General features: G+C 37.1%; 22 protein-coding genes. 15 read left to right on the top strand and 7 right to left on the bottom strand.

Annotated features, from left to right (window positions below; translation table 11 throughout):
- Window positions 1-32 precede the first annotated feature (32 nt).
- The 3 genes from PQG54_RS03870 to msrA all read left to right on the top strand — a co-directional run bounded on the left by PQG54_RS03870 (window position 33) and on the right by msrA (window position 4,866).
- The gene (locus tag PQG54_RS03870; RefSeq protein WP_271788787.1) at window positions 33-1,493 is read left to right on the top strand and encodes a TolC family outer membrane protein; all 1,461 of its coding nucleotides are present in this window, start codon (window positions 33-35) and stop codon (window positions 1,491-1,493) included.
- A gap of 41 nt (window positions 1,494-1,534) precedes the next feature.
- Window positions 1,535-4,213 (top strand): valine--tRNA ligase, encoded by a 2,679-nt coding sequence (locus tag PQG54_RS03865; RefSeq protein WP_271788788.1) that lies wholly within the window; start codon window positions 1,535-1,537, stop codon window positions 4,211-4,213.
- Window positions 4,214-4,314: 101 nt separating this feature from the next.
- A complete protein-coding gene (gene msrA / locus PQG54_RS03860; protein WP_271788789.1) occupies window positions 4,315-4,866 on the top strand; it encodes a peptide-methionine (S)-S-oxide reductase MsrA in 552 nt (183 codons plus the stop codon).
- A 4-nt stretch (window positions 4,867-4,870) separates the two neighbouring features.
- Here the strand turns inward: msrA and PQG54_RS03855 are convergent, their stop codons facing one another.
- From PQG54_RS03855 to PQG54_RS03835, 5 genes are all read right to left on the bottom strand, one after another.
- A complete protein-coding gene (locus tag PQG54_RS03855) occupies window positions 4,871-6,205 on the bottom strand; it encodes an ABC transporter ATP-binding protein (protein ID WP_271788790.1) in 1,335 nt (444 codons plus the stop codon).
- Window positions 6,206-6,218: 13 nt separating this feature from the next.
- A complete protein-coding gene (locus PQG54_RS03850; RefSeq protein WP_271788791.1) occupies window positions 6,219-7,952 on the bottom strand; it encodes an ABC transporter permease in 1,734 nt (577 codons plus the stop codon).
- 109 nt (window positions 7,953-8,061) lie between these two features.
- Window positions 8,062-8,520, bottom strand: coding sequence for a dUTP diphosphatase (gene dut, locus PQG54_RS03845; RefSeq protein WP_271788792.1), 459 nt, complete (start codon window positions 8,518-8,520; stop codon window positions 8,062-8,064).
- 18 nt (window positions 8,521-8,538) lie between these two features.
- A complete protein-coding gene (gene coaBC / locus PQG54_RS03840; protein WP_271788793.1) occupies window positions 8,539-9,741 on the bottom strand; it encodes a bifunctional phosphopantothenoylcysteine decarboxylase/phosphopantothenate--cysteine ligase CoaBC in 1,203 nt (400 codons plus the stop codon).
- A gap of 407 nt (window positions 9,742-10,148) precedes the next feature.
- A complete protein-coding gene (locus PQG54_RS03835; RefSeq protein ID WP_271788794.1) occupies window positions 10,149-10,919 on the bottom strand; it encodes a class I SAM-dependent methyltransferase in 771 nt (256 codons plus the stop codon).
- A 29-nt stretch (window positions 10,920-10,948) separates the two neighbouring features.
- Between PQG54_RS03835 and mutM the strand changes: the two genes are divergently transcribed.
- From mutM to surE, 10 genes are all read left to right on the top strand, one after another.
- A complete protein-coding gene (mutM, locus tag PQG54_RS03830; RefSeq protein WP_271788795.1) occupies window positions 10,949-11,797 on the top strand; it encodes a bifunctional DNA-formamidopyrimidine glycosylase/DNA-(apurinic or apyrimidinic site) lyase in 849 nt (282 codons plus the stop codon).
- Window positions 11,798-11,911: 114 nt separating this feature from the next.
- The gene (gene rpsT / locus PQG54_RS03825; protein WP_271788796.1) at window positions 11,912-12,181 is read left to right on the top strand and encodes a 30S ribosomal protein S20; all 270 of its coding nucleotides are present in this window, start codon (window positions 11,912-11,914) and stop codon (window positions 12,179-12,181) included.
- A 237-nt stretch (window positions 12,182-12,418) separates the two neighbouring features.
- Window positions 12,419-13,936, top strand: coding sequence for a chromosomal replication initiator protein DnaA (gene dnaA, locus PQG54_RS03820; protein WP_271788797.1), 1,518 nt, complete (start codon window positions 12,419-12,421; stop codon window positions 13,934-13,936).
- Between the two features lie 96 nt (window positions 13,937-14,032).
- The gene (gene dnaN, locus PQG54_RS03815; protein WP_271788798.1) at window positions 14,033-15,160 is read left to right on the top strand and encodes a DNA polymerase III subunit beta; all 1,128 of its coding nucleotides are present in this window, start codon (window positions 14,033-14,035) and stop codon (window positions 15,158-15,160) included.
- Window positions 15,161-15,194: 34 nt separating this feature from the next.
- Window positions 15,195-16,301, top strand: coding sequence for a DNA replication/repair protein RecF (gene recF / locus PQG54_RS03810; protein WP_271788799.1), 1,107 nt, complete (start codon window positions 15,195-15,197; stop codon window positions 16,299-16,301).
- 107 nt (window positions 16,302-16,408) lie between these two features.
- Window positions 16,409-18,862 (top strand): DNA topoisomerase (ATP-hydrolyzing) subunit B, encoded by a 2,454-nt coding sequence (gene gyrB / locus PQG54_RS03805; protein ID WP_271788800.1) that lies wholly within the window; start codon window positions 16,409-16,411, stop codon window positions 18,860-18,862.
- 416 nt (window positions 18,863-19,278) lie between these two features.
- Complete coding sequence (gene nrdR, locus PQG54_RS03800) at window positions 19,279-19,737, top strand: transcriptional regulator NrdR (protein ID WP_271788801.1); 459 nt, start codon at window positions 19,279-19,281, stop codon at window positions 19,735-19,737.
- A gap of 44 nt (window positions 19,738-19,781) precedes the next feature.
- Window positions 19,782-20,276, top strand: a complete 495-nt coding sequence (gene nusB / locus PQG54_RS03795) for a transcription antitermination factor NusB (protein ID WP_271788802.1) — start codon at window positions 19,782-19,784, stop codon at window positions 20,274-20,276.
- A gap of 15 nt (window positions 20,277-20,291) precedes the next feature.
- Entirely contained in the window at window positions 20,292-21,251 is a 960-nt protein-coding gene (gene thiL, locus PQG54_RS03790) for a thiamine-phosphate kinase (protein ID WP_271788803.1), read from the top strand.
- Between the two features lie 161 nt (window positions 21,252-21,412).
- On the top strand, window positions 21,413-22,174 hold the full coding sequence (gene surE / locus PQG54_RS03785; protein ID WP_271788804.1) for a 5'/3'-nucleotidase SurE: 762 nt from the start codon (window positions 21,413-21,415) through the stop codon (window positions 22,172-22,174).
- A gap of 44 nt (window positions 22,175-22,218) precedes the next feature.
- On the opposite strand, the gene PQG54_RS03780 is transcribed toward surE, so the two are convergent.
- Both PQG54_RS03780 and PQG54_RS03775 read right to left on the bottom strand, forming a co-directional pair.
- The gene (locus tag PQG54_RS03780; protein ID WP_271788805.1) at window positions 22,219-22,596 is read right to left on the bottom strand and encodes a hypothetical protein; all 378 of its coding nucleotides are present in this window, start codon (window positions 22,594-22,596) and stop codon (window positions 22,219-22,221) included.
- Window positions 22,596-23,054, bottom strand: coding sequence for an MlaD family protein (locus PQG54_RS03775; protein WP_271788806.1), 459 nt, complete (start codon window positions 23,052-23,054; stop codon window positions 22,596-22,598). The genes PQG54_RS03780 and PQG54_RS03775 overlap by 1 nt, the downstream gene beginning before the upstream one ends.
- A 160-nt stretch (window positions 23,055-23,214) precedes the next feature.
- On the opposite strand from PQG54_RS03775, the gene PQG54_RS03770 reads away from it, so the two are divergent.
- Window positions 23,215-24,057, top strand: coding sequence for an undecaprenyl-diphosphate phosphatase (locus PQG54_RS03770; RefSeq protein ID WP_271788807.1), 843 nt, complete (start codon window positions 23,215-23,217; stop codon window positions 24,055-24,057).
- 139 nt (window positions 24,058-24,196) lie between these two features.
- Window positions 24,197-25,600 carry a sugar porter family MFS transporter gene (locus PQG54_RS03765; RefSeq protein WP_271788808.1) on the top strand — a complete coding sequence of 468 codons (1,404 nt, stop codon included), beginning with the start codon at window positions 24,197-24,199 and terminating at the stop codon, window positions 25,598-25,600.
- Window positions 25,601-25,907: the final 307 nt, after the last annotated feature.

The following is a 25,907-nucleotide window of genomic DNA, read 5'->3' as shown; positions in this document are numbered from 1 at the left end:
AATTATAAAGAATTTGATAGAAAGTTGCTGTGATGATTAAATGTCGATATCTTGGTATAAGCTTATTCAGTTTTTTGTTAAGCACAACAGCGGCTTGGGCACAAAATTATGATGGTTCTGGCGCTCCAAATTTTGTTCCTCATACCTTGGAAGAGGCATTATCAACAGCTTATCTAACCAATCCAGAGTTACAACAAGAACGTGCAGTATTAAGGGCAACAGATGAAGGGGTTTCCCAAGCCCATGCCGGGTGGCGACCTACAATTCAGACATCTCTTGGTGGATCTATAACAAAAGGATCCTCGGTCGGGTCATCTGATTACAATCAAAATGGACAAATAGTTCAAGGCGCAGACTCGATTCAATCTGCAGATGGACAACTAGGGTATCAAGCTCAAGTTTCTATATCACAACCTATTTATCAAGGCGGTAAAACTACAGCTAAAACGCATCAGGCTGTTAATGCAGTTATGTCAGAACGTGCTAAACTTCTTTCAACTGAACAGAAAGTTTTTCAAAGGGTTGTTAAGGCTTATGTTGGCGTTATTCAAGCTCAACAATTATTACAAATTAATATCAACAACGAAAAAATACTTGCTGAACAGGCCAAAGCGACACAACAACGCTTCAACCTAGGCGAGATTACACGTACAGACACAGCCCAAGCAGAGGCTGCTCTTGCTGATGCGCGCGCTAGACGTCAAACAGCCGATGGTAATCTAAGAGACGCCGAAGCAACGTATACTCAAGTTGTTGGAATTGCACCCCCTCCAAATTTGAAGCCACCACAACCTTTAATCCTACCTGTCAAAACAGAACAAGAAGCAATCGCTATTGCAGCTTCAAATAATCCAGATGTTATTACAGCTTTGTTTACAGAAGCTTCACAAAAAGCAGCCGTAAATGTCGCTATTTCCGAGATTATGCCAAAAGTTAACGCGAATTTACAATATCAAAGGATGAAAGACCAAGGTGTAGGTCGGAACCAAATGGATAGCAAAATGGGCACATTACAAATGACCATGCCTATCTATCAAAGTGGTTCTGAATATTCTGCCATTCGCCAAGCAAAGCAACAAGTACAAGCTGCACATAGACAAGTTAGCACTCAAAGACGATTGGCTACGCAATTAGCTTCCAGTAATTGGCAAAAATTCCTTGCCGCAAAAGCTTCAATTGGCAGTAATCGTTCTGCAATTGCAGCCAATATTGTCGCGCTGGCTGGCGTTGAAAAACAAGCCGTCGTTGGAACAAGTACGACTTTGGAAATGCTGCAACAACAACAAACGTTATTAAACTCACAAACAACACTTATTCAAAATCTTGGCACGATGGTCACAGCCTCTTATGACGTTGCTGCTGCCATGGGACGATTAACAGCTCAAGACTTGAAATTGAATGTTCCCCATTATGATTATACTGCGTATTATAACGCTGTGAAAAACAGATGGTGGGGTATGAATGATTATGCCCAAGATCAACCTGGCCGTTAATATCTTAATTTTCACCTCATTTTAGTGCATCATATTATCCAATGTTAGAGAAAAAATTTAATCCTTCCGCTGTTGAAAACGATCTTTATCACCTTTGGGAGGAGTCTGGTTTTTTCTCGGCTAATCCTGAACAAAAAGATAAAAAACCATTTGCAATTATGATTCCACCACCTAACGTGACGGGAACATTGCATATGGGACATGCATTGACCATGACCTTACAAGATACCTTAATCCGTTGGCGGCGTATGCAAGGTTATGATGTATTGTGGCAACCAGGCACCGATCATGCTGGGATTTCTACGCAACTTGTTGTTGATCGTAAGCTAAGCGAAAAAGGCATTGATCGTAAATCGATAGGACGTGACAAATTTATCAAGCATGTTTGGGAATGGAAGGCCGAATCGGGTGGGGAAATAACCAAACAATTACGTAGGTTAGGGGCATCTCTTGATTGGAAAAGAGAACGCTTCACAATGGATGAAGGCTTATCAGAAGCTGTTAAGAAAGTTTTTGTAACCCTTTATCGTGAAGGGTTAATTTACCAAGACAAACGTCTTGTCAATTGGGATCCTGTATTTCGTTCTGCTGTATCTGATCTCGAAGTTGAGAGCAAAGAAGTTAATGGTCACCTTTGGTATATTCATTATCCGATAGAAAATAGTGATCAGATTATTACCATTGCAACCACTCGCCCCGAAACAATGTTAGGGGACGTCGCTGTTGCTGTTCATCCTGAAAACGCAAAATACAAACATCTTGTGGGTAAAAATATTGTTTTACCACTAACGGGGCGTTTAATTCCGATCATTGCAGATGAATATTCTGATCCAGAAAAAGGAACAGGTGCAGTTAAAATTACACCAGCTCATGATTTTAACGATTTTGAAGTTGGACGTAGGCACGATCTTAAATTGATCACGATTTTAGATGAAAGTGCAGCGATTGATATTAGCGAATTATCGGAAAACGAGAAAACAGAGTTTGTTCTTTCATTGGCAGGCTTACCAAGGGATAAAGCAAGAAAACAAATTATTGCAGAGCTTGAGAGACTAGAGATTCTCGAAAAAGCTGAACTGCATCGCAATCAAGTGCCACATGCAGAAAGAGGTGGTGCAATTATTGAGCCACGCTTAACAACACAATGGTATTGTGATGCTCCGACTTTAGCAAAACCTGCAATAGAAGCCGTACAAACGGGCAAAATTAAATTTGTTCCTAAACAATGGGAAAATACGTATTTCGCTTGGATGCGCGATTTGCAGCCTTGGTGTATCAGTCGTCAATTATGGTGGGGTCACCAAATCCCAGCATGGTATGGTCCTGATAATCATGTCTTTGTTGCATATGATGAAAATGAAGCCAAAGAGCAAGCCTTCAAACATTATGGCAAAGAAGAAATTTTACGCCGTGATGAAGATGTATTAGATACTTGGTTCTCATCTGCATTATGGCCTTTTTCAACCTTGGGTTGGCCAAATGACACCGCTGAATTAAGCAGATATTATCCTGGAAACGTGCTTATAACTGGATTTGATATTATTTTCTTCTGGGTTGCCAGAATGATGATGATGGGCACACATTTTATGAAAGATATTCCGTTCGAGACGGTATATCTTCATGGTCTTGTTCGCGACGAAAAAGGACAAAAAATGTCCAAAACCAAAGGTAACGGTATTGATCCTTTGGAAGTTATTGACGAGTTCGGTGCCGATGCGATGCGCTTTACTGTCTGTGCATTAACAGGTCCAGGACGTGATATTAAACTTGGTAAAAAACGTATTGAAGAATATCGTTCATTCATTACCAAAATATGGAATGCTGCGCGTTTCTGTGAAATGAATGAGGTTAAATACGATCCTAGTTTCTCAACAAACGATGTTAAACTTTCTTTAAACCGTTGGATTTTGGGTGAGTTATCTCAAGCCATTACGGATGCGACTTCAGCTTTAGAAGCATTCCGTTATGATGAATATGCTTCTGTTTGTTATCATTTCACTTGGGATAAATTCTGTGACTGGTTCTTGGAATTTGCAAAAGCTGCTTTTCAAAACGAAGACCAAACCATTGTTAAAGAAACTAGAGCCGTTGCCGCACTAGTATTAAAAACTCTTTTACAAATCTTACATCCTGTGGTTCCATTTGTTACAGAAACATTATGGCATGAATTTAATTTCGGTCAAAAAGGAACATTGATGGTGTCCTCATGGCCAGATGCAACCCCATTTGCAACAGTTAAAACAAAGGAATCTTCAGAAGAAATAGATTGGGTGGTTCGGTTTATTAGCGACATTAGAACGTTAAGAGCTGAAATGAATGTTCCGCCTGCTAAATTTATTTCTGCCTATCTAAAAGATGCAAATATTAATACCTTACATTATGCAACTATTTGGGGTGATGCGATAAAACGGATGGCTCGAGTAGATTCAATAGAACCGTTGCAAGGTGATTTACCTAAAGATTCCGCACAAACCATCGTAAATGAAGCAACAGTTATTTTACCTTTGGCTGGTATTATTGACATCGATGCTGAAAAGGTACGTTTGAATAAAGAATTAGACAAAATCGCTGATGAGCTGACAAAATTGAATACTAAACTATCAAATGAAAATTTCATACAGAAAGCCCGACCTGAAATTATAGAAGAGAGTCGGGAACGGTTAACTCAACTCACCCATGATAAAGAACGTGTTGAGTTAGCATTAAAACACTTCAAATAAGAAGAAATAACTGAATAATTGAAAATAGCTGTTGAAAAATATCATTCAACAGCTATTTTTTTAATAAGAAGCAATTTATTACTCAGATTAAGGAATGAACAATGAATCAGAAAGATGAGAATCTAGAAACTGTTGTTGTTGGCGGAGGATGCTTTTGGTGCGTTGAAGCAATGTTGAGCCAATTTAAGGGAATTAAAGAAATCTTACCTGGTTATGCGGGTGGATATACAGAAAACCCAACCTATAAACAAGTATACACCGACCAAACAGGACATGCTGAAGTGGTCAAAATTACATTTGATACTCGTTTAATCATGCTTGAAGATATTTTTCGTGTTTTCTTTTTAACACATGATCCAACGACACTAAATGCCCAAGGCGCAGATGTTGGCACACGATACCGTTCAATTATTCTTCCTGCAGATGATGAGCAGGAAAAAGCAGCAATTTTAATTAAGAATGAAATTGAGAAAGCTGCTATTTGGGATAAACCAATCGTTACTGAAATTACTAAATTAGAGCATTTTTATCCAGCAGAAATCGAACATAAAAATTATTTTGAATTGCACCCCGAGGCTGCTTATTGCCAAGCAGTCATTGCCCCCAAGGTGCTTAAAGTTCGTAAAGAATTTACTGATTATTTAAAAAAATAACAACTTATTCTTTTACGTTTTTATCGTCTTCATCAAGAAAGAATTGATCTGATTCTTCATCAAAATCGAATATCTCGGCATAACGTGCCCACCCAATAATGGTGGAGAGCGTTTGCCTTGCATATTCTGGAGACATTGTGTCCTTTAATTCATCTCTAAATCGCTCTGCGCTGGCTTTATGATTAGAACGCTCATCCAACACGCTGCGAATAGCACGAATAAGAGTAACATTTTTCACAACACTGCGTCTGAAAATATCTTTACGTTCTTCGATTTCGGAATGAACCAACTCTTTGCCAAGCTCGGTCAGAATAATATCACCCTCTGCCATGTCAGCAAAACCAAGCATTTGAAGCGTTTCGCCAATCGGCAATAGATCGTCTAATTCCATCTGTAAACTTTGAGCAAGTTTAGGTAAATCAGCACGTCCTTTATATGGTTCCGCAAATAAAGCTTCGACCATCCCGATCATGAGGTTCATGGACATTGGCGGAATAGCAACAAATTGTGTGCTATTCGCTTGTTTGACATCAATCTCATTTGGATTAATCTTCGCAGGCTCACGGTGCGTCATTAAAGTATAAATCTTATCAACCAATTGACGGAAAGCAAGATCTTCACGATTACGAGGGTGAGGGAACGTAATCTCCAGCTCATGCGCAACGCTGCCTGGATTTGAAGAAAAGATCAATAACCGATCACACATTAAAACTGCTTCTTCGATACTATGTGTGACAATTAAAATTGACTTAACAGGAAGTTTCTTTTCGACCCATAGCTCGATTAAATCTGTACGTAAATTTTCAGCAGTCAACACATCCAAAGCCGAAAAAGGCTCATCCATTAATAGTAAATCAGGATGCACAACAAGTGCTCTGGCTAAACCAACGCGTTGGCGCATACCACCAGATAATTCTTTCGGATAGGCCTTTTCGTAACCACCTAATCCGATCAAATCAATAGCTTCTTCTGCTAATTGTTCGCGTTCTTTCTTTTGAACACCTTTGGCTTCTAGACCAAGCTGCACATTATCTTGCACCGTTAACCAAGGGAAAAGCGCAAAGGATTGAAAGACCATTGCAATCCCCTCAGCGGGGCCAGACAATAATTGATCCTTCCATCGGACTTCACCTTTTGTTGGTGCTAATAATCCTGCAACAATACGCAATAATGTCGATTTTCCAGAACCAGAGCGTCCTAAAAGTCCAACGATTTCTCCACTTTTAAGCGTAACATTAACATCATCCAACACGACCAATTCAGAATGGTTCTCTTTAGGATAAGATTGTTTACAATTCTTGACCTCGATTAAGGTTTCTTGAGTATTCAGCATATTCATACTTTAATTCCTCTTAAGAAAAGGATAGACGACGTCGAGCAAAATCATAAAGAGGATGCCAAACTAAACGATTAAATAAAATAACAAAAGCAGACATAACCACCATGCCCAGACCGACTTGGAAAACATTTCCATTATTTGTAGCCTCGGCAATATAAGCTCCAAGACCTGTAGCTTTTAAAGTTTTATCTCCCCAACTTGCGACTTCTGCTGCAATCGATGCGTTCCATGCGCCACCACATGCAGTCAAAGCCCCCGTAATGTAGTATGGGAAAATTGCAGGTAACATAACTTTAGACCACCAAAGCCATCCTTTAATATGAAAACTCTTGGATGCTTCTCTAAGATCACCAGGAAATGTAGACGCACCACCGACCACGTTGAAAAGAATATACCATTGGGTTCCCAAAATCATCAAAGGCGTTAGCCAAATTTCCTTGTTGAGACCATAATGAACAATTCCAACAACAAAGAATGGAAAGAACAAGTTTGCCGGGAAAGCTGCCATAAATTGTGCGACGACTTGGGTTCTTTTCGCCCACTCTGGACGCAAACCCAACCAAATCCCTGCTGGTACCCAAATAATCGTCGCAATGATAATCATCACAATAACGCGTAATAATGTAATAAAGCCAAGCCCAACCACATATAACACTTCATCGAAAGAGATATGTCCGTATACTGCTTGATAAATATAGTAAGCTGCTGCAATTCCAAGTAAACATAGGACTACGATATAAATCATATCAATTGCTTTAGATGATATCTTATTTTTTGATAAATATGATTGTCTAAATGGGCGCTTACCAATGGGTAAAATTGCAATCTTATGCGCAAATCCCTCGATATAATCAGAAATCCAACGAATAAAACTGGTGCGGTGCATAAGACGTAGTAACCAAGGGGTTGTATCTGTGTCGCTGTTCGTTGTTTCAAATCTGAATTTAGCAGACCATGCCACAAGGGGGCGAAATAATAACTGATCATAAGCTAAGATAACAAATAGCATTGCACCAATTGCATAGAAAATAGCTGCTAAATCTTTATGTACAATTGCTGTTCCTACATAAGAACCAATACCAGGAAGCGTGATTTCAGTATTACCAACTGAGATGGTTTCTGAATAAACAATCATAAACCAACCGCCAGACATAGACATCATCATGTTCCAGATCAATCCAGGCATCGCAGCTGGAACTTCAAGTTTCCAAAAACGTTGCCAAGAGGTTAACCCAAAGCATTTAGCAGCTTCATTCATATCTTCTGGAATGGTTTTAAGCGATTGATACATACTGAACGCCATATTCCACGCTTGACTAGTAAAAATCGTGAAGATGGCTGCTAATTCAACCCCAAGAATTTGTCCTGGAAACAATCCCATAAAGAACACAACCGTAAAGGTTAAGAACCCAAGGATTGGAACAGATTGTAAAATATCAAGAATAGGAACCAACACCATTTCGGCTCTACGACTTTTTGCTGCAACAACAGCATAAGTAAACGTAAACACCAAAGAAGCGAATAATGCAGCAAACATGCGTAATGTTGTCCGCATCGCATATCCAGGAAGATATGAGGGATCTAGATTAATTGCCTGTGCACTAGGCATATTTAAAGGTTGTAGTACATGCCGCGTTGCTGATGCAATGGCAACCCCAAGTGCGATCACACACAGGATTGTAATAACATCAAATAAATTCGGTTTTGCCCGAGCAGCAACGCTGGCGGGGATATTGTCTCTTGCCATTGAACCCGCCTTTATCCTTATATAATTATTGATTTGTAATAAAGTAATGATGATTTTTTTTTAAAACAAGGTTTCTATCATCAAAAACTTATGAATTTTTAATGACAGTTTAATGGCCTGTGCTGCCAAAACCACCACTCGATCGTTCGGTTTCATCCAAACTGTCGGTTTCTTGCCATACGCCGCGCACAACGGGGGTCAATACAGCCTGAGCAATACGCATTCCGCGCTCAATTACAAAAGATTCTTTATCCGTGTTAATTAGGATAACTTTAACTTCTCCACGATAATCTTCGTCAATCGTTCCAGGTGAATTAGGAACCATAATACCGTGTTTTAATGCCAATCCTGAACGAGGACGAATTTGTAATTCATACCCTGCAGGTAAGGCAATTTGTAATCCTGTTGGGATCAGTAATCTTGCTTGAGGCAAAAGCTCTAAAGATTCATCAACCGCTGCCAATAAATCCATGCCTGCTGCACCAGCAGTTGCATAAGAGGGTAATGGTAAATCTTTGGCATGAGCCAATCGTTTTACCAAAATAATAGGGAAGGGTGGTAATGTCATAACGTTACCCCTTTTAATTTAATGATTAAAAAACTTAATGATTTCTTTAGTTAATAAACGACCGATCTCTCTTTTGTCAGCACGTTTAAAATGTTGCTTACCAGAGGATGACAAGATTGTCACCTCATTTTCGACTCCTCCCATAATTTTTGTATCTGGGTTGACGTCGTTCACAACAATCCAATCACAGTTTTTACGCTTTCTTTTAGCATCAGCATTGTCTAGCAAATCATTTGTTTCCGCTGCAAAGCCAACGACAAGCCTGGGGCGACAAGAATTTTCTTGAGAAATCGTTGCTAAAATGTCTGGATTGGTTGTCAATTCAAAAGATGGTGTTTTTGCATCACTTGTTTTTTTAATTTTTTTATCAGAGACCTCTTTTGCTCGCCAATCAGCAACTGCAGCTGCCATCACAGCGATATCAACAGGAATGATTTTTAAACAAGTATCCAACATTTCCTGAGCTGTTTGGATATGAATTACACGGATATTCTCAGGAGGCATCATAGAAACGGGTCCCGATACTAGCGTCACATCAGCCCCAGCGTCCCGTAAACTCTCTGCAATGGCATATCCTTGACGGCCAGAAGAATAATTCCCTAAAAAACGCACAGGATCAATGGGTTCGTAAGTAGGCCCTGCGGTTACGAGTGCTGTTTTCCCTAATAAAGGTCGATAAGGATTTAACTGGTCTTCTATCTGTTGCAGCATCGTTTCTGGAGAAACCAGTCGACCATATCCATATTCCCTACAAGCCATATCCCCTTGATCTGGTCCCACGAAAATGATCCCTCGCTGCTTTAATTTCTCAATATTTTCTTTTGTAGCAGGATTTTCCCACATTTGAACATTCATTGCAGGAGCAACCAAAATTGGTATAGAAGGCGGCATTGCAAGCAACAATGCACTTGCTAAATCATCAGCCAACCCAACTGTCATCTTGGCAATTAAATCTGCACTGGCAGGGTAAAGAACCACCATATCCGCTTGCCGTGTAAGCGTGATATGTTCAATTTCATTAGTCTTCGTTAGTTCAAATAGATCTTGATAGACTTCTTGCCCGCTAAGCGTTTGCACAGAAAGAGGGGTAATGAATTGCTCTCCACCCTTGGTCAAAACGCATTTTACATTCATTCCTTTGGTGCGAAACAATCGAATAAGTTCAAGAGCTTTATAGGCAGCAATGCCACCGCTGATAATCAAAAGAATATTTTTCTTCATTCCATAATTCTCTTTCAATCCACTCTATATCATTCTGCTGATTTATTTTTGGTCATCACGACAAACAGTCATAGTCATACCTTGTATAGCCACAACATAATAAGGATGGTTTTTCAGGCGCAATAAATAAAGCAATAATTAAATTGTGATTTCTTATAAATCTTTCGATCAGATCTAACAAATTAATTTTATAAACTTGAACCACATTGCCAGTAAAAAATATAATTCATGCGTTAAAATGACTTTTAAACCATTAAAAACAATCATATAATTACGGCAATATTTGCATCATTTCAAAAATGCATAAAGATACTTTCTGTCTCTTATAGATCAAGTATCTTTATTCTCTTTAAACTGGAAAATCATATTCCATTAATTTAAACGCATTCACCTTTAATCTTTAATGATTAAATACGCCATCCAGAATGAATTGCAGCAATACCACCAGAAAGATTTTGATAAGTTACACGTTCCAATCCAGCATCTTCCATCATTCCCTTTAACGTTTCTTGATCGGGGAACATGCGAATACTCTCAGCTAAATATTGATAACTGTCACCATCCTTGGCAATAATCTCACCAATACGAGGCAACGCTTGAAAAGACCATGCATCATATAGAGGACGTAGCATTGGAATAATCAATTTTGAGAATTCTAAGCACAAAAAGCGTCCACCAGGTTTTAAAACGCGGCGTGCCTCAGACAAAACTCTATCTTTATGTGTGCAGTTTCTTAAGCCAAAAGAAATCGTCACGCGATCCACTGAACGATCTGGTAAACAAATTTCTTCGCCATTCACACAGAATAGATTAACGTTCTTGACATAACCCTTATCAAAAGCACGACTTTGGCCAACGCTTAACATGCTGTAATTAACATCTGTTAAATAAGCTGGACCACCCCCACGTTTTAACCAGCCAAAGGTAATATCACCTGTTCCGCCCGCTAAGTCTAACAGGGTTAGATTCGGTCTTGGAGCTAATTCTTGAATGAAAATTTGTTTCCATACACGATGAATTCCCAAAGACATAAGATCGTTCATTATATCATATTTGGAAGCAACGCTGTCAAAAACAGCCTTTACCATTGATGATTTTTCGTTCTCATTAACTTTACGAAATCCAAAATCTGTGACTTGATCTTCTTCATCAGAAGAATGAGTGTTATTATTGTTCATATCCATAAAACTACTTTTTAGAAAAACCTATGCCAGAATTACCCGAAGTCGAAACAATTAAACGTGGATTAGAAAATAATCTAATCAATCAGACGATATCATCTGTGCAATGTCATCGTGATACGTTGCGTCATCCAATTCCTAAAAAACTAGACACACAGATTACGTGTAAAAAAATGATACATTTCGCCAGACGAGGTAAATATATCTTAATCGGGCTAAATAACCAACAAACTATTTTAATTCATTTGGGAATGTCAGGAAAAATGATTGTTCGCCCCAATATTGATGGCGAACCAATCGTGAAACATGAACATTTGACCCTGATTACCAAAGAGGGGCAAAGACTAAGCTACATTGATCCTCGACGATTTGGGATGATTGATCTATTTAAAAGTGAACAAACGCATCGTTTATTAAGTAAAATGGGACCAGAACCCTTAGGGGATGAAGTTCACCAAGAATTTCTTATTCTCCATTTGCAGAAACACTTACAACATAAAAAACAATCAATCAAAGTAGCATTGCTCGATCAACATATCATTGCTGGTCTTGGTAATATTTATGTCTGTGAAGCTTTATTTCTTGCTGGGATTTCCCCGCTCAGAGAATCAAAAACGCTCGATAAGGATGAAATTAAAAAAATTGTTGGTTCAATCCAAACTATTTTAACTCAAGCGATCGAAGCTGGCGGATCTAGTATCAGGGACTACGTTCATGCCAATGGTAAAAAAGGATACTTTCAAATGCAGTGGAAGGTTTATGGAAAAGAAGGGGGTTACTGTTCAAATTGTTTGACAAAACAAAAGAAAAGCGTAATAAAACGAGTGGTTCAGACAGGAAGATCTAGTTTTTATTGCGATTTATGTCAAAAATAAATGATATTTTCCTTGACGAAGTTCTAATAAGAGATTAAAAATCTGGTGTTAATTGGTATAACATCTTGTTGATGTTATGTTTGTATTTATAGAAAAAAGTTAAACAGGAAATCCATGGCGAATATCGCATCTGCGCGTAAGCGTATACGTCAAACTTTAAAACGTACCGAAAGAAACAAAGCTCGCATTTCACGAGTTCGTACGTTTGTTAAAAAAGTAGAACAAGCAATTTCTGCTGGTAATAAAGAAGAAGCAGTCATTGCTCTTCGTAATGCTCAACCAGAAATGCAAAGAGCATGCGGAAAAGGTGTTGCACACAGAAATACTGTTGCACGCAAAATTTCTCGCCTATCTCACAGAATTAAAAGCATCGCAACCGCTTAATCTTGTGTTACAAGTAAAATAACAGATAAAGAAAAAGCGTTTTTCCTTTTTATTTATCTGTTTATAAAACTTATAAAGAAGCCGACGAATGTCAAACATTCTTCGGATTTTTTTTGCCTAATGACACAATAAAAAATAAATAAAGAATTGAATCTTTATAAATAAAATGAACGGGTGTATCTTATACACTTCATTCATCACCTGACTTTAAACCCATGAACCGAGCCATCGTAGCCCATGTCTGATTTAACCGAAGACTCCAACGAATTTACTTTATCTTTAAAAGATGCAGATCCAGCAACCTTGAAATCTATTTTAGAAATTCATTGGGAGCGTATCTGTAGTCGTTTAAAAATAGAAGTAGGCGAGGTCGAATATCGCACATGGTTGCAACAGATTACGTTGGGTGGTATTGAAGAAGACGAATTAACATTATACTTGCCAACACGTTTTTTACGGGACTGGGTTCGTTCACAATATAATAGTAAACTTAATCAACTTTGGAATAGTGAACTGTCACAAATCCGTCGCGTTGAGTTGGCGCTAACACCACAAACAGATATCACCAGTCCAGATTCTTCAACGAATATAGGCGTGGATACAACAACATCTTCTCAACCACAAACGGAAGGTAATACCACACTTAAGCCAGCACAAGTTAAACCCTCCGTACAGACTACTACACCTACATCTCCCACTGCCGAGGCAAAGGAAGACGATGGTAAACTTCCTTTACAAACGCAGCTAGATCCACGTTTTACCTTTGATAATTTTATTGTTGGTAAGCCAAATGAATTTGCCTATGCATGTTCAAGACGCGTTGCAGAACGTCCATCCAGCCCAGGATTTAATCCATTATTTTTATATGGTGGGGTTGGATTAGGTAAAACGCATTTAATGCATGCCATTGGATTTGAACTCGCAAAAGCTGGAAATATTTCTGTTTCCTATATGTCTGCGGAAAAATTTATGTATCGGTTCATTGCGTCTATTCGTTCTCAGTCGACCATTGAATTCAAAGAGGAACTGAGGTCTGTTGATGTATTGATGATCGATGATCTGCAATTTCTTATCGGTAAAGATAATACACAAGAGGAATTCTTTCATACATTCAACGCACTGATTGACGCAGGTAGGCAAATCATTGTCTCCGCGGATAAATCACCCTCTGATCTATCTGGACTAGAAGATCGTCTTCGCACACGCCTTGGATGTGGGATGGTGGCAGATATTCATGCAACGACGTATGAATTGCGTATTTCCATTTTAGAAGCAAAAGCAGCCTCTGCCAATGTGGTTATCTCCCCCAAAGTGATGGAGTTTCTAGCTCATAAAATCACAACTAATGTTCGTGAGCTAGAGGGGGCTTTGAACCGCTTGATTGCCCATGCTAATCTTTTCGGGCGTCCAATTACGCTGGAAGCAACCCAAGAAGTTTTACACGACATCTTGAAATCCCATGAACGCCGTGTCACGATTGAGGAAATACAAAGAAAAGTTGCAGAACATTGTAATATTCGCCAAACAGACATGACTTCTGCACGTAGAGCAAGAGCAGTTGCTAGACCAAGACAAATTGCTATGTATTTGGCCAAGCAATTAACCAGCCGCTCTTTGCCTGAAATTGGTCGCAAATTTGGAAACAGAGATCATACGACCGTCATGCACGCAATCAGCAGAATTTCTGAGTTAATTGAAAAAGATAGTGCCTTTGCTGAAGATGTAGAATTATTACGTCGAATGTTAGAAAGTTAGTCATTTTTTAGTAGAAATTTGACTAAATTCCTGATATTAAGTAAAGATTCATAGCATATTTATAAATGTTTACATATTACAGATAGGTCATAGTCGATGAAGCTGAAGGTTGAGCGTACTATTTTACTTAAAGCACTGGCACATATTCAAAGTGTTGCAGAAAAACGCAATACGATCCCCATTCTTGCCAATGTCTTAATCGAAGCACAAAATGGACTGATGACATTAACCGCAACTGATATGGAAATTGCAATCGTTGAAAGCATTCCTGCGGAAGCTTTAGAAAATGGTTCTGTTACCGCGCCAGCATCTGTGCTTTATGAAATTGTCCGAAAACTTCCTGACACAGCACAAATTGAATTGACGCATACGAATGATGATATGCCTTTGTCCTTACGTGCAGGTAAATATGCTACCAGTCTGAATGTATTAAATGTTGATGAATTTCCATCTATGACTTCTGGCGATTTCCCTCATCAATTTAATATCCCGACAGAAACACTTAAAAAGCTTATTGAACAAACTCGCTTTGCTATTTCAACCGAAGAAACACGTTACTACCTTAATGGTATTTATTTACATATTATGGAAGCAGACGAGGGGGGGGGGAAACTTTGTGCCGTTGCAACCGATGGTCATCGTTTAGCAAGAGTTGAAAGCATGATGCCAGAAGGATCAGAAAATATCCCAGGCATAATTATTCCTCGCAAAACAGTTTATGAAGTCTATAAACTTCTTGAAGAAGCCAACGACATCATTGAATTGTCAGTTTCTGACACACGTATTCAATTTAAATTCGGCGATATTACATTAACATCTAAATTAATTGATGGTACTTTCCCAGAATATGAACGTGTAATTCCTAAAAACAACACCAAGATTTTACGTGTTGGTAAACAAGATTTTGCAACAGCTGTGGCTCGTGTAGCTGCTATCAGTATGGAGCGTTCTAAACCTGTCAAACTTTCTTTGGATAATAATTCATTAATTTTATCCGCCAGCAGTGTTGATCAAGGAAATGCCAAAGAAGAACTTGATGAAACTCAAGTTCAATATGATGGTGGGCCTCTTGAAATCGGGTTTCAAGCACGCTATCTGAATGACATTACCGATCAAATTGACAGTCAAGTAGAATTCGTGTTGGCAGACAACTCAGCACCAACTATCGTTAGAGATGTTGATGATCTATCTGCTTTATACGTTTTAATGCCTATGCGAGTTTAATGTTTAATATTTTTATTGCTAGATAACGTTAAGGATGACATCTCTTCTTCGTCTTACCTTAACCAACTTTCGGAATTATAATCGATTGGTTTGGTCGCCAAAAGCTCAAAAAACAATTGTTTACGGAGCGAATGGGAGCGGCAAAACCAATCTTTTAGAAGCATTATCCTTATTGGTTCCAGGTCGTGGGTTAAGGAAAAGCCGTGTTGAAGATCTTGGCATGATAGGTCATCAGCATCAAGGATGGGGGATCGTTGGACAATTTACTCATCCTGTAATGGATGATTTTGAAATTGCTACTGGATGTACCCCAAATACCAATAAAAAACAATTTCGTTTAAATGAAATGCCTGTACGTAACCAGCATGAAATATCTCAATATTTATCTGCTGTTTGGTTAACCCCACAAATGGATCGATTATTTTCAGAAAGTGCAGGGGGACGTCGGCGCTTTCTAGATCGCTTAATTATCACGATTGAACATTTTCATACCAAAGAAGTATTTGCTTATGAAAAATCTATGAGCCAACGAAATAAACTATTGGCACTCAACAATTTTGATCCTGACTGGCTGAATGCTATTGAAGAATCAATGGCGAGACATGCTGTAGCGATTACTGCAACCCGAATTTTCTTTATACAACAAATGAACGAGACGACGATTGTTGAGGGTAATTTCCCAGAAGCATTATTAAAACTACAATGTCCGATCGCTGATCATTTATCCAAAGAACCTGCTTTATCCGTCGAGGATTTTTTGCGCCAGAAATGGAAAAAAGATCGCCTGTCTGATGCGGAAAATAAATCTACAAATTTTGGAGTGCATCGTACTGATGTATTATTCATTGAAAAAAAAACGCAAACCCCAGCCAATTTAGCCAGTACAGGCCAACAAAAAGCATTACTCGTGGGAATTATCCTCAAATTAACAGAGTTAATTAAAAGCCAAAATATTAATTTACCCATTTTATTACTTGATGAGCCTTTGGTTCATTTAGATGAAAACCATCGTAAAACTTTGCTTGCCACTTTAATGAATCTTGATAGTTTTACGATATTAACGGGCACAGATCGTGCGTCTTTTGAACAATGTGCCAGACAGGCTGAATTCTTAGAAATTAATCATGGAAATATCATGTGAATATTTCCTTTTTTATTGAAAATCTGCTATGATTTTTATAAATTTTCAGTTTATCTATTTTATTTAGTAAAGATAGCTATAGCGTTATCATCGGAGCCTTATCGATTATGGTCACCCCTCAAAATTTTTCACAAGATTTACCCAACAATACAACCAATAATGAAGACTATGGTGCATCTTCTATTTCTGTTTTAAAAGGCTTGGAAGCTGTTAGAAAAAGACCTGGTATGTATATTGGGGATACAGATGATGGGTCTGGCCTACATCACATGGTTTTCGAAATTGTTGATAATGCTGTTGACGAGGCTCAAGCAGGATTTGCCGATACATGCACGTTAACGTTGAATGCTGATGGAAGTATTACGGTCAGAGATAATGGCCGTGGTATCCCAACGGATATTCACCAAGAAGAAGGTATCAGTGCTGCTGAAGTTGTTTTAACAAAACTTCATGCAGGGGGTAAATTTAACCAGAATTCATACAAAGTTTCTGGTGGGTTGCACGGGGTTGGTGCTGCTGTTGTAAATGCACTATCAGAATGGATGGAGGTTCGTATTTGGCGGAATGGCAAAGAGCATTTTATCCGCTTTGAAAATGGTGATACTGTTTGTCCGTTAAAAGAAATAGGGCCAAGTGATGAGGCCACAGGTACCGAGGTCACTTTTAAAGCAAGCCAAGAGATTTTTACACATGTTACTTTTGAACTAGGAATATTAACACGCCGTCTTCGTGAGCTTGCGTTTCTAAATTCTGGATTGAAAATTACAGTCACTGACGCACGAGAAGACGAAACTTCAACCGAGCATTTTCACTACGATGGTGGACTAGAAGAATTCGTTAAATGGCTTACACGTTCAAAAAATAATTTAATTGAACCAATCAATGGCGACGTTTACCATGAAAAAAGCAATATCAAAGTAGAATGTTCTTTGGTATGGAATGACAGCTATAATGAACATGTAGTTTGCTTTACCAATAATATTCCTCAAAAAGATGGTGGAACACATCTTGCAGGATTCAGACAGGCTTTAACACGTGTTGTTACCAAATATGCTGAGGGAATGATTAGCAAAAAAGAAACATTGGCATTGACTGGTGACGATATGAGGGAAGGGTTAACCGCTATTCTTTCAGTTAAAGTTCCCGATCCCAAATTTTCCTCTCAAACCAAAGATAAATTAGTATCTTCTGAAGTTCAGCCTGTAGTACAAGGATGTATTGCCGATTCATTGGGGCATTGGTTTGAAACACATCCCAAAGAAGCGAAAATCATTGTTTCAAAAGCAATGGATGCAGCTTCTGCACGTGAAGCAGCACGTAAAGCAAGGGAACTGACACGCCGTAAGGGAGTATTGGATATATCCTCTTTACCTGGCAAACTTGCAGATTGCCAAGAAAGAGATCCATCAAGATCAGAAATCTTTATTGTTGAGGGAGATTCTGCTGGAGGAACTGCCAAACAGGGTAGGGATCGTCGTTTCCAAGCTATTTTACCTTTGAAAGGTAAAATCCTTAACGTAGAACGTGCGCGCTTTGATCGTATGCTTAACTCTGCTGAAATTGGTACGTTAATTACGGCTCTTGGCACAGGAATTGGTCGCGGGGAAATCGATCAAGGTGGATTTTCAATTGATAAATTACGATATCATAAAATTGTTATCATGACTGATGCTGATGTTGATGGATCCCATATTCGAACATTGCTTTTGACATTCTTCTTTCGCCAAATGCCAGAATTAATTGAAAAAGGGTATGTTTATATTGCTCAACCTCCTTTGTATCGTGCAAAAAGAGGCAATGATGAACGTTACCTTAAAAATGATGCTGCGTTAGAAGAATATTTATTAAGTAAAGCGATTCAAAATGCGTCTTTGACATTTTCGAATGGCAATAGTGTTTCTGGCGACACTTTAACGGCTGAAGTTTTAGAATATGCAAAGATCACTCAAAAATTACAATCCTTGGAAAAACATGCGCCTTTATGGATTTTAGAACAAGCAGTTATCAGCAAATTTTTACATGCTGATCCTGCTGAGGCCCAACCTCATTTAGAAGATTTCCAAAATAGATTAAATGCTCTTTCATTACCTAATGAACAAGGCTGGAAGATTACCAACGACGAAACAGGGATTGGAATTAGTCGTTCAGTCAGAGGAGTGGGTGAAAATTACTTTATTCCAGCCTCTGTCTTAAAAGGTAGAAATATTCAATGGATTAATATGCATCAAGATGCAATGTCAAGAGACTTCCATGATAGTGCCATTCTGACCATTGACAATAAAGAAGAAAAAATTAGTGGACCAAGTGGTGTTTACGAAAAATTATTCAATTACGGTAAAAAAGGCTTAGCAATCAATCGCTTTAAAGGTCTTGGTGAGATGAATGATGACCAGTTATGGAGCACTACACTAGACCCAGCAACAAGAACTTTATTACAGGTTAAAGTTGGAGAAAGCGAAGAAGCCGATCAAGTCTTTACTACTTTAATGGGTGATGTTGTTGAACCTAGGAAAGAGTTTATTGTCAATAATGCCTTAAAAGTTGCTAATTTGGATATATAAACTTGTGTATCACTATATAAAATTCAGTCTGCGATTTATGTATTAATCAGAAAGGATCAAACTCAATTATATACGAAGAGCTTGATCCTTATAACACAACCTCAAATAATAAAATAAAGTTATGTTACCGATAAATATGTAAAATTTACTTAAAATTAATTTTTTTGGAAAATAGTGATTAAATATTTTCCTAGATAGATTCAAATCTGCTTAAAAAAATGAGCTGTTTGTGTAAATTTCAATCTAGTGTTAGATATTCGTTATTACGAAGCGCATTAATCAAACATATTTATAAACTGATATAATCCTATTTATTTTTAACTTAATTATACAAAAAAATGTTATAGGGCTTGTAATTATTCATTTCTTAATTCATTAATTATTTAATTTCATACAAAATAAAAAAAGGTTTATTAATGTTTTGTCCCTTTTGTGGAAATGAAGATACCATGGTAAAAGATAGCCGTTCTACAGAAGATGGAACCGCTATCCGCAGAAGACGTGTTTGTACAAAATGTAATGAAAGATTTACGACCCTTGAACGCGTACAAACACGCGAGTTATTGGTATTAAAACGCAGTGGGCAGAGAGTACCCTTTGAAAAAGAAAAATTAATTAGATCAATTGATCTCGCCACACGTAAACGTCCCATATCTGCTGAACAAATTGATCAAATCGCAAATAAATTAGAAAAGCAATTTGTTGATTCCGGTGAAAATGTGATTACATCAGAAAGCATTGGTAAAACAACAATGGAACTTCTTAAGGATATCGATAAAGTGGCTTATGTAAGGTTTGCTAGCGTCTATTCGGACTTTAAAAATGTGAAAGATTTTGCTGAAATTTTGCAAACAATGGAACATCACGACAAATAATATGCTACATATAGAAATAAAACAAATTATATACTAGGTTAATAATGAATACTCAAACTGTAAAACGCCCTAGAACTTTAACCCGAATTGCTGCAGTACAAGCACTATTTCAGTGGGAACAAGGTACAGTCAAGGCTGCTAATTTAATTATTGAACAATTTTTACTCTATCGCATTGATCCACAATGTAACGAAGAAATTTACAATGACGGCAAAGCTTATATCCCTAATATTAATTTATTTAAAAATATCATTGAACAATTTATTCATCAATCCTCTGAAATTGATATTATCTTAACAAAATCGCTTCCGAAAGATTGGCCATTACATCGTCTAGATCCAATTATCAGAGCTATATCAAGAGCTGCAATCACAGAATTATTGAATGATGTTAATGATCCGCCAACTAAGGTTATTATCAACGAATATATTGACGTTACCCGTGCTTTTTGTGACGGTGAAGAAGCCTCATTAATCAATGGTATCTTGGATAATATTAGCCGCCAAGTCCGTCCTTTAACCGCGACATCATCATTATAGTCTTATATAAATCATATGGAAAATTCTCTTGCTCCCGAATTCCAATTTATTCGTAACTATATAAAAAGATTAGCAGGAAAGGGGGCATTAGACTTAACGGATGATGCTGCATTATTATCCGTCGACCCAGCATATGAATTGGTATTAACGGCTGATGCAATGGTAGAGAATGTTCATTTCTTCACCAGTGATCCTGTTGATTTTATTGCTCAAAAATTACTTCGTTGCAACTTATCTGATCTTGCAGGAATGGGGGCAGAACCAGTTGGTTATCTATTAACCGTATCTTTACCAAAACATTGCTTTAACCCAAAGTGGTTCGAACAATTTACTAACGGTTTGGCAAAAGATCAAAAAATGTTTAATATTTCATTATTGGGAGGGGATACCACTTATAATCCTCATAATATGGTATTTTCACTCACAGCACTTGGAAAAGTAAAGAAAAACAAAGCATTAAGACGGAATAATGCCAAAGTTGGTGATGGCATTTGGGTTACCGGAACGATTGGCGATGCGGCTTTGGGTTTGTTGGCTTTACAAAATGAAATCAATGATGTTGATGATTTTCTGACACAAAGATATCATTTGCCTCAACCAAGATTGGGATTGCAATTAACTGATATTGCCAACGCTGGAATGGATATTTCTGATGGATTAATTCAAGACCTGGGTCATCTTACAAGAGAAAGCCAACTGGGTGCAATTATATTTGCAAACCAAGTTCCATTATCCAATCAAGCTAAACAACTTGGATCTGAATATTTAGAAACTTGTTTAACTGGTGGCGACGATTATGAATTAATGCTGACGATCCCAAAGGAAAAAGAAGATCAAGCATTAATCGAAAGTCAAAGAACAAATATTCCATTAACTAAAATTGGTTATTGTACTGACAAACGTAATTCGTTGATTTGTTATGACAAGGATAAAAATATTATGAATTTCAAACAAAATGGATGGAGCCATATTTGATAGAAATATATTCCTAACATTTTTTGATTAAGTTCAGTTGGCATAATATATATTATACGTTTTTTATGGCCGTTAAATTATGAGCCTTGTTCGATGACATTTTCTATAAATCTATGTTACTATTTTAACATTGATACTATTTTATTTCCAAAGGATAATTTATGACTTATCTATATGATCGTGTACTTTTAACCAATGATGATGGCTTCGAAGCTCCAGGATTAAAAATCCTTGAAAATATAGCATCAAAAATTGCCAAAGAAGTCTGGATTGTTGCACCAGAAAGAGATCAAAGTGGAACCTCTCAATCTATATCGATCCACCACCCTCTTCGAGCAATTGAAAAAAGCGAACGTCATTTTGCCGTTACTGGTACACCAGGAGATTGTGTAGTGATGGGATTACGGCAGCTTATGCCACAAAAACCTGATCTTGTCTTGTCTGGTGTAAATCGTGGTAGCAATCTTGGTTTAGAAACTATTTTTTCTGGTACCGTTGGTGCTGCAATGACGGGATGTTTATTAAACATTCCATCCATTGCATTTAGTCAAAATTTCAGAGATGGTCATGAAATCTATTGGGAAACAGCTTATCATCACGGGCCAGAAATTTTTCAAAAGTTATCTCAATCATCTTGGCAACATCCAAGAACTTGTTTAAATATTAACTTTCCAGACTGCCCTTATGACGAGGTAAAATCAATCGAGTTTACAACACAAGGCATTGGATACGTTGAAGATATCAATATTGTTGCTAAAAAAGATATGCGTCAAGCACCTTATTATTGGCTAAACTTCGATCGTCCCATTAAAGAAGATACAGAACATACTGAAACTCAAGCGATTAATAATAAATCCATTTCTATCACGCCCCTTTCCTTTGATCGCACTCATACAGATCTTTTACAAAAATTAAAATTATAGTACGTTATTAAAGGGAATATTCTATTCCCTTTAACTTTATGGTTTTATTTTGCAATTTCACGAACAAATGGGGTTACTTCAAAATAAGCCTCAGGATCATCTTCACCTACAACTGACCAATATGCAATCGTATCTTGATGCTCTATTTTATTGGCACGTAATAACTCTAAAACTTGTTGAATAATATATATATCTGAATCTAAACCTTCTAATAAATAGTTATTAACAATATCCAACATCAGATCCATTAATATATCTCTGCGCATATCAAAACATTTAATAGCTGAGTAAGCGCTTATATACTGATCTAACCATTCTTGCGTGCGATATTCGTTGGGTAACTCATAAGCCCAATCTTGAGTATGAGCATCTCCTGAAGGTAAATTTAAATCTTTACATAATCTTCTGATTGGATTGGTCATTATTTCGTTGATAAATTGCCACTACCAAAAATATAATTACTAATTTGTTGTTCAATACTAGTATAAGGTCGAGTATTACTGACAAAAGCATTAGGTTTTAAATATTCCTTTGACTTACCAGGACGAACCATAATAGAGCCGCTATCGGTCATCCCTACTGATCCAACGCTGAAAATACTATCTTCTGGCAAATGAATAGCTTTGTTGATTTCAAGCCTAACATCAGCCATAAAAGTTTTATTATTCAAGGAGATAGAACGCACAACGCCAACTGGAACCCCTGAAAGAATAACAGTGCTGCCAGGCTCAAGAGTATTTGCAGAATAAAATTGTGCCGTCACAGGATATTTGTCTCCTTTGACGCCGAACATCGTCATTCTTGAATAAGAGTAAAACCCAATCGCAACGACCAACACAAAACCACTTGCTATATATGCGCTTATTGCCTTGTTTTTCACTCGATTATTCCTATCTTGCTATCAATTTTATAGTTAATATTATATTCATATTTCATCAAATAAGATATAGTCGATTAATTATTTGTTCCCTTAGTTTATCTTTTAGAATATTTATATCTAAATTACAAAAATAAAAATTATACAGCAACAATAGGTATCCATGTCATTCCTTCAGGCTATTTTTATTGCAATTTTACAAGGTGCTACAGAGCTGTTTCCTGTCAGCAGCCTTGGTCATGCCGTTATTGTCCCTGCCCTTTTGGGATGGGTTATCAGTCCACAAGATCCTACATTTTTACCTTTTATTGTCATGTTACATTTTGGTACAATGTTCGCATTATTAATATTCTTTTGGAAAGATTGGTATGCTTTGGGGCGTGGAGTCCTAGGAAAAGACGGACAAGCTATTCGTGAACAGAGCGTTTATATAGTAATGTTACTTGTTATTGCGACGTTGCCTGCTATTCTTATTGGTGCATTATTAGAAAGCTTTATTCGTCAGCTTTTTTCCACCCCAGGAATGGTCTCAATTTTTCTGATTTTAAATGGCGTTATGCTCTTTTCAACTGAGAAACTAAGAAATAGATCAACACCAGAATCGAGTAATTCAATCGCAGATCTAACCCCAAAAGATGCTTTGATTATTGGTTGCTTTCAATGTTTAGCGTTTTTCCCTGGTTTATCTCGTTCTGGTGCCACAATGGTTGGCGGAGTAATGCGCAGATTATCTTATGAAAATTCAGCTCGCTTCTCTTTCTTACTTGCATTGCCTGTTATTTTTGCAGCAACTATTCATCAAACTTGGAAAATATACCACCATAATATCGCTATTGAAAATATGGGCACGATATTTATTGCAACAATTGTTGGTGGACTGACTGCTTTAATCAGTACTGGGATCTTAATGAAATATTTTCGAAATCATGAAACGATGGCTCTGACACCTTTTAGCTTTTATTGTATTGCTCTGGGTTGTATCAGCCTTATAGTTTCAATTTTTTAATTAAATTAAGCGCTTCTTTGAAACAAAAAGAAGCTCTTAAGCAACGCTTTAAATCTAAATAAAAAAAATACTTTTTTTTTAACCTTCAATTATTATTTTTTAATATACTTATCTACGTAACAATTTAGGTAAATATATTATGCAAAATAGTACCACCAACAATATACAAAATAATTTATCGTCTTCTTATAACATCATCATGGTAGGCTTCCTAGCATCTTTGGCTGGATTAATGTTTGGTCTTGATATTGGTGTTATGTCGGGAGCCAATGAATTTATTAAGAAAGAATTTTCAGCAACAGATCGTAATATTGAAACCATAGTCAGCAGCATGATGTTTGGTGCTGCTTTGGGTGCATTAGGATGTGGTTGGGCATCAGCAAAATTCGGAAGAAACCGTTGTTTAATTCTCAGTGCGTTAATCTTTATTATTTCTGCTATTGGTTGCTCCCTAGCAAGAGGTATTATTGACTTAGTTGCTTGGCGTTTTATCTTGGGGATTGCGATTGGTATTGCTAGTACTACGGCTCCTCTTTATATTGCTGAAATTGCACCCGAAGAAAAAAGAGGGTCAATGATTTCAACGTATCAATTAATGGTTACGGTGGGGATCTTTCTTGCTTTTATTTCAGATACTATACTAGGATATTATGGTGCTTGGCGGTGGATGCTTGGGATCATTGCATTTCCTGCAATCCTTTTCTTAATTGGATTATTCTCTTTGCCAGACAGCCCAAGATGGCTAATCATGCGCAACAGAAAACAAGAAGCATATAACATCTTATTAAGCTTACGAGATGGTGATAAGCAAGCCGTTCACAATGAAGTTCAAGAAATTGAGGAACAAATTAAAAGTCCTAAAAAAGGCTTTAGTTTATTCTTATCAAATCGAAATTTTAGACGTTCTGTTGCTTTGGGAGTTACTCTTCAAATTGTCCAACAATTTACAGGTATGAATGTCGTAATGTATTATGCACCACGTATTTTCCAAGATATGGGGTATACAGGCAGCGCAACATTGTGGTTTACAGCACTTGTTGGTTTAGTTAATGTTGCTGCAACATTTATTGCTATTGGAACTGTTGATAAATATGGACGTAAGCCAACATTATATGCAGGTTTTGGGGTCATGGCGATAGGTCTTGGCGTTATTAGTTTTTTAATGAGAAATGGTCACATTGTTGATCCAACAATGCAACTTTTCTGTGTTGCGATGCTTCTTTTCTTTATTGTTGGTTTTGCAATGTCTGCGGGCCCATTAATTTGGACATTATGTTCAGAAATCCAACCTTTGCAAGGCAGAGATTTTGGGGTTTCCGCTTCTACTGTTACAAATTGGCTAGCCAATTTTGTAGTAGGTTATACTTTCTTAACCCTTAATAATAACCTTGGTTCTTCTAAAACTTTTCTTCTTTACACAATATTGAATATTATCTTTATTGGTATAACCTTCTGGTTTGTTCCAGAAACTTCTAAAGTTAGTTTAGAAAAAATTGAAGAAAACTTGATGGAAGGTAAACCTTTACGTCAAATAGGACGTTAATAAAAAAAGCTAATCTAAAGATTTTAGATTAGTTTTTTTTCAGATTTAGATCAAGTAAGATCTACCTATTTTAGAAATATTTTTCAAATTTGCATTAGAAAAATATTATCACATTAAATTCATTATAATTATCATTGCTTAATAAATATAGAAAAATAATTCTAAAATATTAAAGCAATCCGTCAGTGATCACAATATTTATAATAATTATAGTTAATAATATACGAAATTATAATAATTATAACAAAAGATTGAATAGAATAATTTTTCTATTTGTAAATATAGTTAGATATGCACTTTTTTTCAA

This window comes from Commensalibacter communis (assembly GCF_947179015.1).
GTDB lineage: Bacteria > Pseudomonadota > Alphaproteobacteria > Acetobacterales > Acetobacteraceae > Commensalibacter > Commensalibacter communis.
This window is presented reverse-complemented; position numbering and strand designations above follow the sequence as displayed.

What these genes read in the sequence shown, in the direction of transcription:
- PQG54_RS03870 (WP_271788787.1), top strand. Translation starts at nt 33, where the DNA reads ATGATTAAATGTCGATATCTTGGTATAAGCTTATTCAGTTTTTTGTTA.
- PQG54_RS03770 (WP_271788807.1), top strand. Translation starts at nt 23,215, where the DNA reads ATGTCATTCCTTCAGGCTATTTTTATTGCAATTTTACAAGGTGCTACA.
- rpsT (WP_271788796.1), top strand. Translation starts at nt 11,912, where the DNA reads ATGGCGAATATCGCATCTGCGCGTAAGCGTATACGTCAAACTTTAAAA.
- thiL (WP_271788803.1), top strand. Translation starts at nt 20,292, where the DNA reads ATGGAAAATTCTCTTGCTCCCGAATTCCAATTTATTCGTAACTATATA.
- PQG54_RS03865 (WP_271788788.1), top strand. Translation starts at nt 1,535, where the DNA reads ATGTTAGAGAAAAAATTTAATCCTTCCGCTGTTGAAAACGATCTTTAT.
- PQG54_RS03855 (WP_271788790.1), bottom strand. Translation starts at nt 6,205, where the DNA reads ATGAATATGCTGAATACTCAAGAAACCTTAATCGAGGTCAAGAATTGT.
- dnaA (WP_271788797.1), top strand. Translation starts at nt 12,419, where the DNA reads ATGTCTGATTTAACCGAAGACTCCAACGAATTTACTTTATCTTTAAAA.
- PQG54_RS03835 (WP_271788794.1), bottom strand. Translation starts at nt 10,919, where the DNA reads ATGAACAATAATAACACTCATTCTTCTGATGAAGAAGATCAAGTCACA.
- PQG54_RS03765 (WP_271788808.1), top strand. Translation starts at nt 24,197, where the DNA reads ATGCAAAATAGTACCACCAACAATATACAAAATAATTTATCGTCTTCT.
- mutM (WP_271788795.1), top strand. Translation starts at nt 10,949, where the DNA reads ATGCCAGAATTACCCGAAGTCGAAACAATTAAACGTGGATTAGAAAAT.
- coaBC (WP_271788793.1), bottom strand. Translation starts at nt 9,741, where the DNA reads ATGAAGAAAAATATTCTTTTGATTATCAGCGGTGGCATTGCTGCCTAT.
- PQG54_RS03780 (WP_271788805.1), bottom strand. Translation starts at nt 22,596, where the DNA reads ATGACCAATCCAATCAGAAGATTATGTAAAGATTTAAATTTACCTTCA.
- PQG54_RS03850 (WP_271788791.1), bottom strand. Translation starts at nt 7,952, where the DNA reads ATGGCAAGAGACAATATCCCCGCCAGCGTTGCTGCTCGGGCAAAACCG.
- dnaN (WP_271788798.1), top strand. Translation starts at nt 14,033, where the DNA reads ATGAAGCTGAAGGTTGAGCGTACTATTTTACTTAAAGCACTGGCACAT.
- recF (WP_271788799.1), top strand. Translation starts at nt 15,195, where the DNA reads ATGACATCTCTTCTTCGTCTTACCTTAACCAACTTTCGGAATTATAAT.
- nrdR (WP_271788801.1), top strand. Translation starts at nt 19,279, where the DNA reads ATGTTTTGTCCCTTTTGTGGAAATGAAGATACCATGGTAAAAGATAGC.
- nusB (WP_271788802.1), top strand. Translation starts at nt 19,782, where the DNA reads ATGAATACTCAAACTGTAAAACGCCCTAGAACTTTAACCCGAATTGCT.
- msrA (WP_271788789.1), top strand. Translation starts at nt 4,315, where the DNA reads ATGAATCAGAAAGATGAGAATCTAGAAACTGTTGTTGTTGGCGGAGGA.
- surE (WP_271788804.1), top strand. Translation starts at nt 21,413, where the DNA reads ATGACTTATCTATATGATCGTGTACTTTTAACCAATGATGATGGCTTC.
- gyrB (WP_271788800.1), top strand. Translation starts at nt 16,409, where the DNA reads ATGGTCACCCCTCAAAATTTTTCACAAGATTTACCCAACAATACAACC.
- dut (WP_271788792.1), bottom strand. Translation starts at nt 8,520, where the DNA reads ATGACATTACCACCCTTCCCTATTATTTTGGTAAAACGATTGGCTCAT.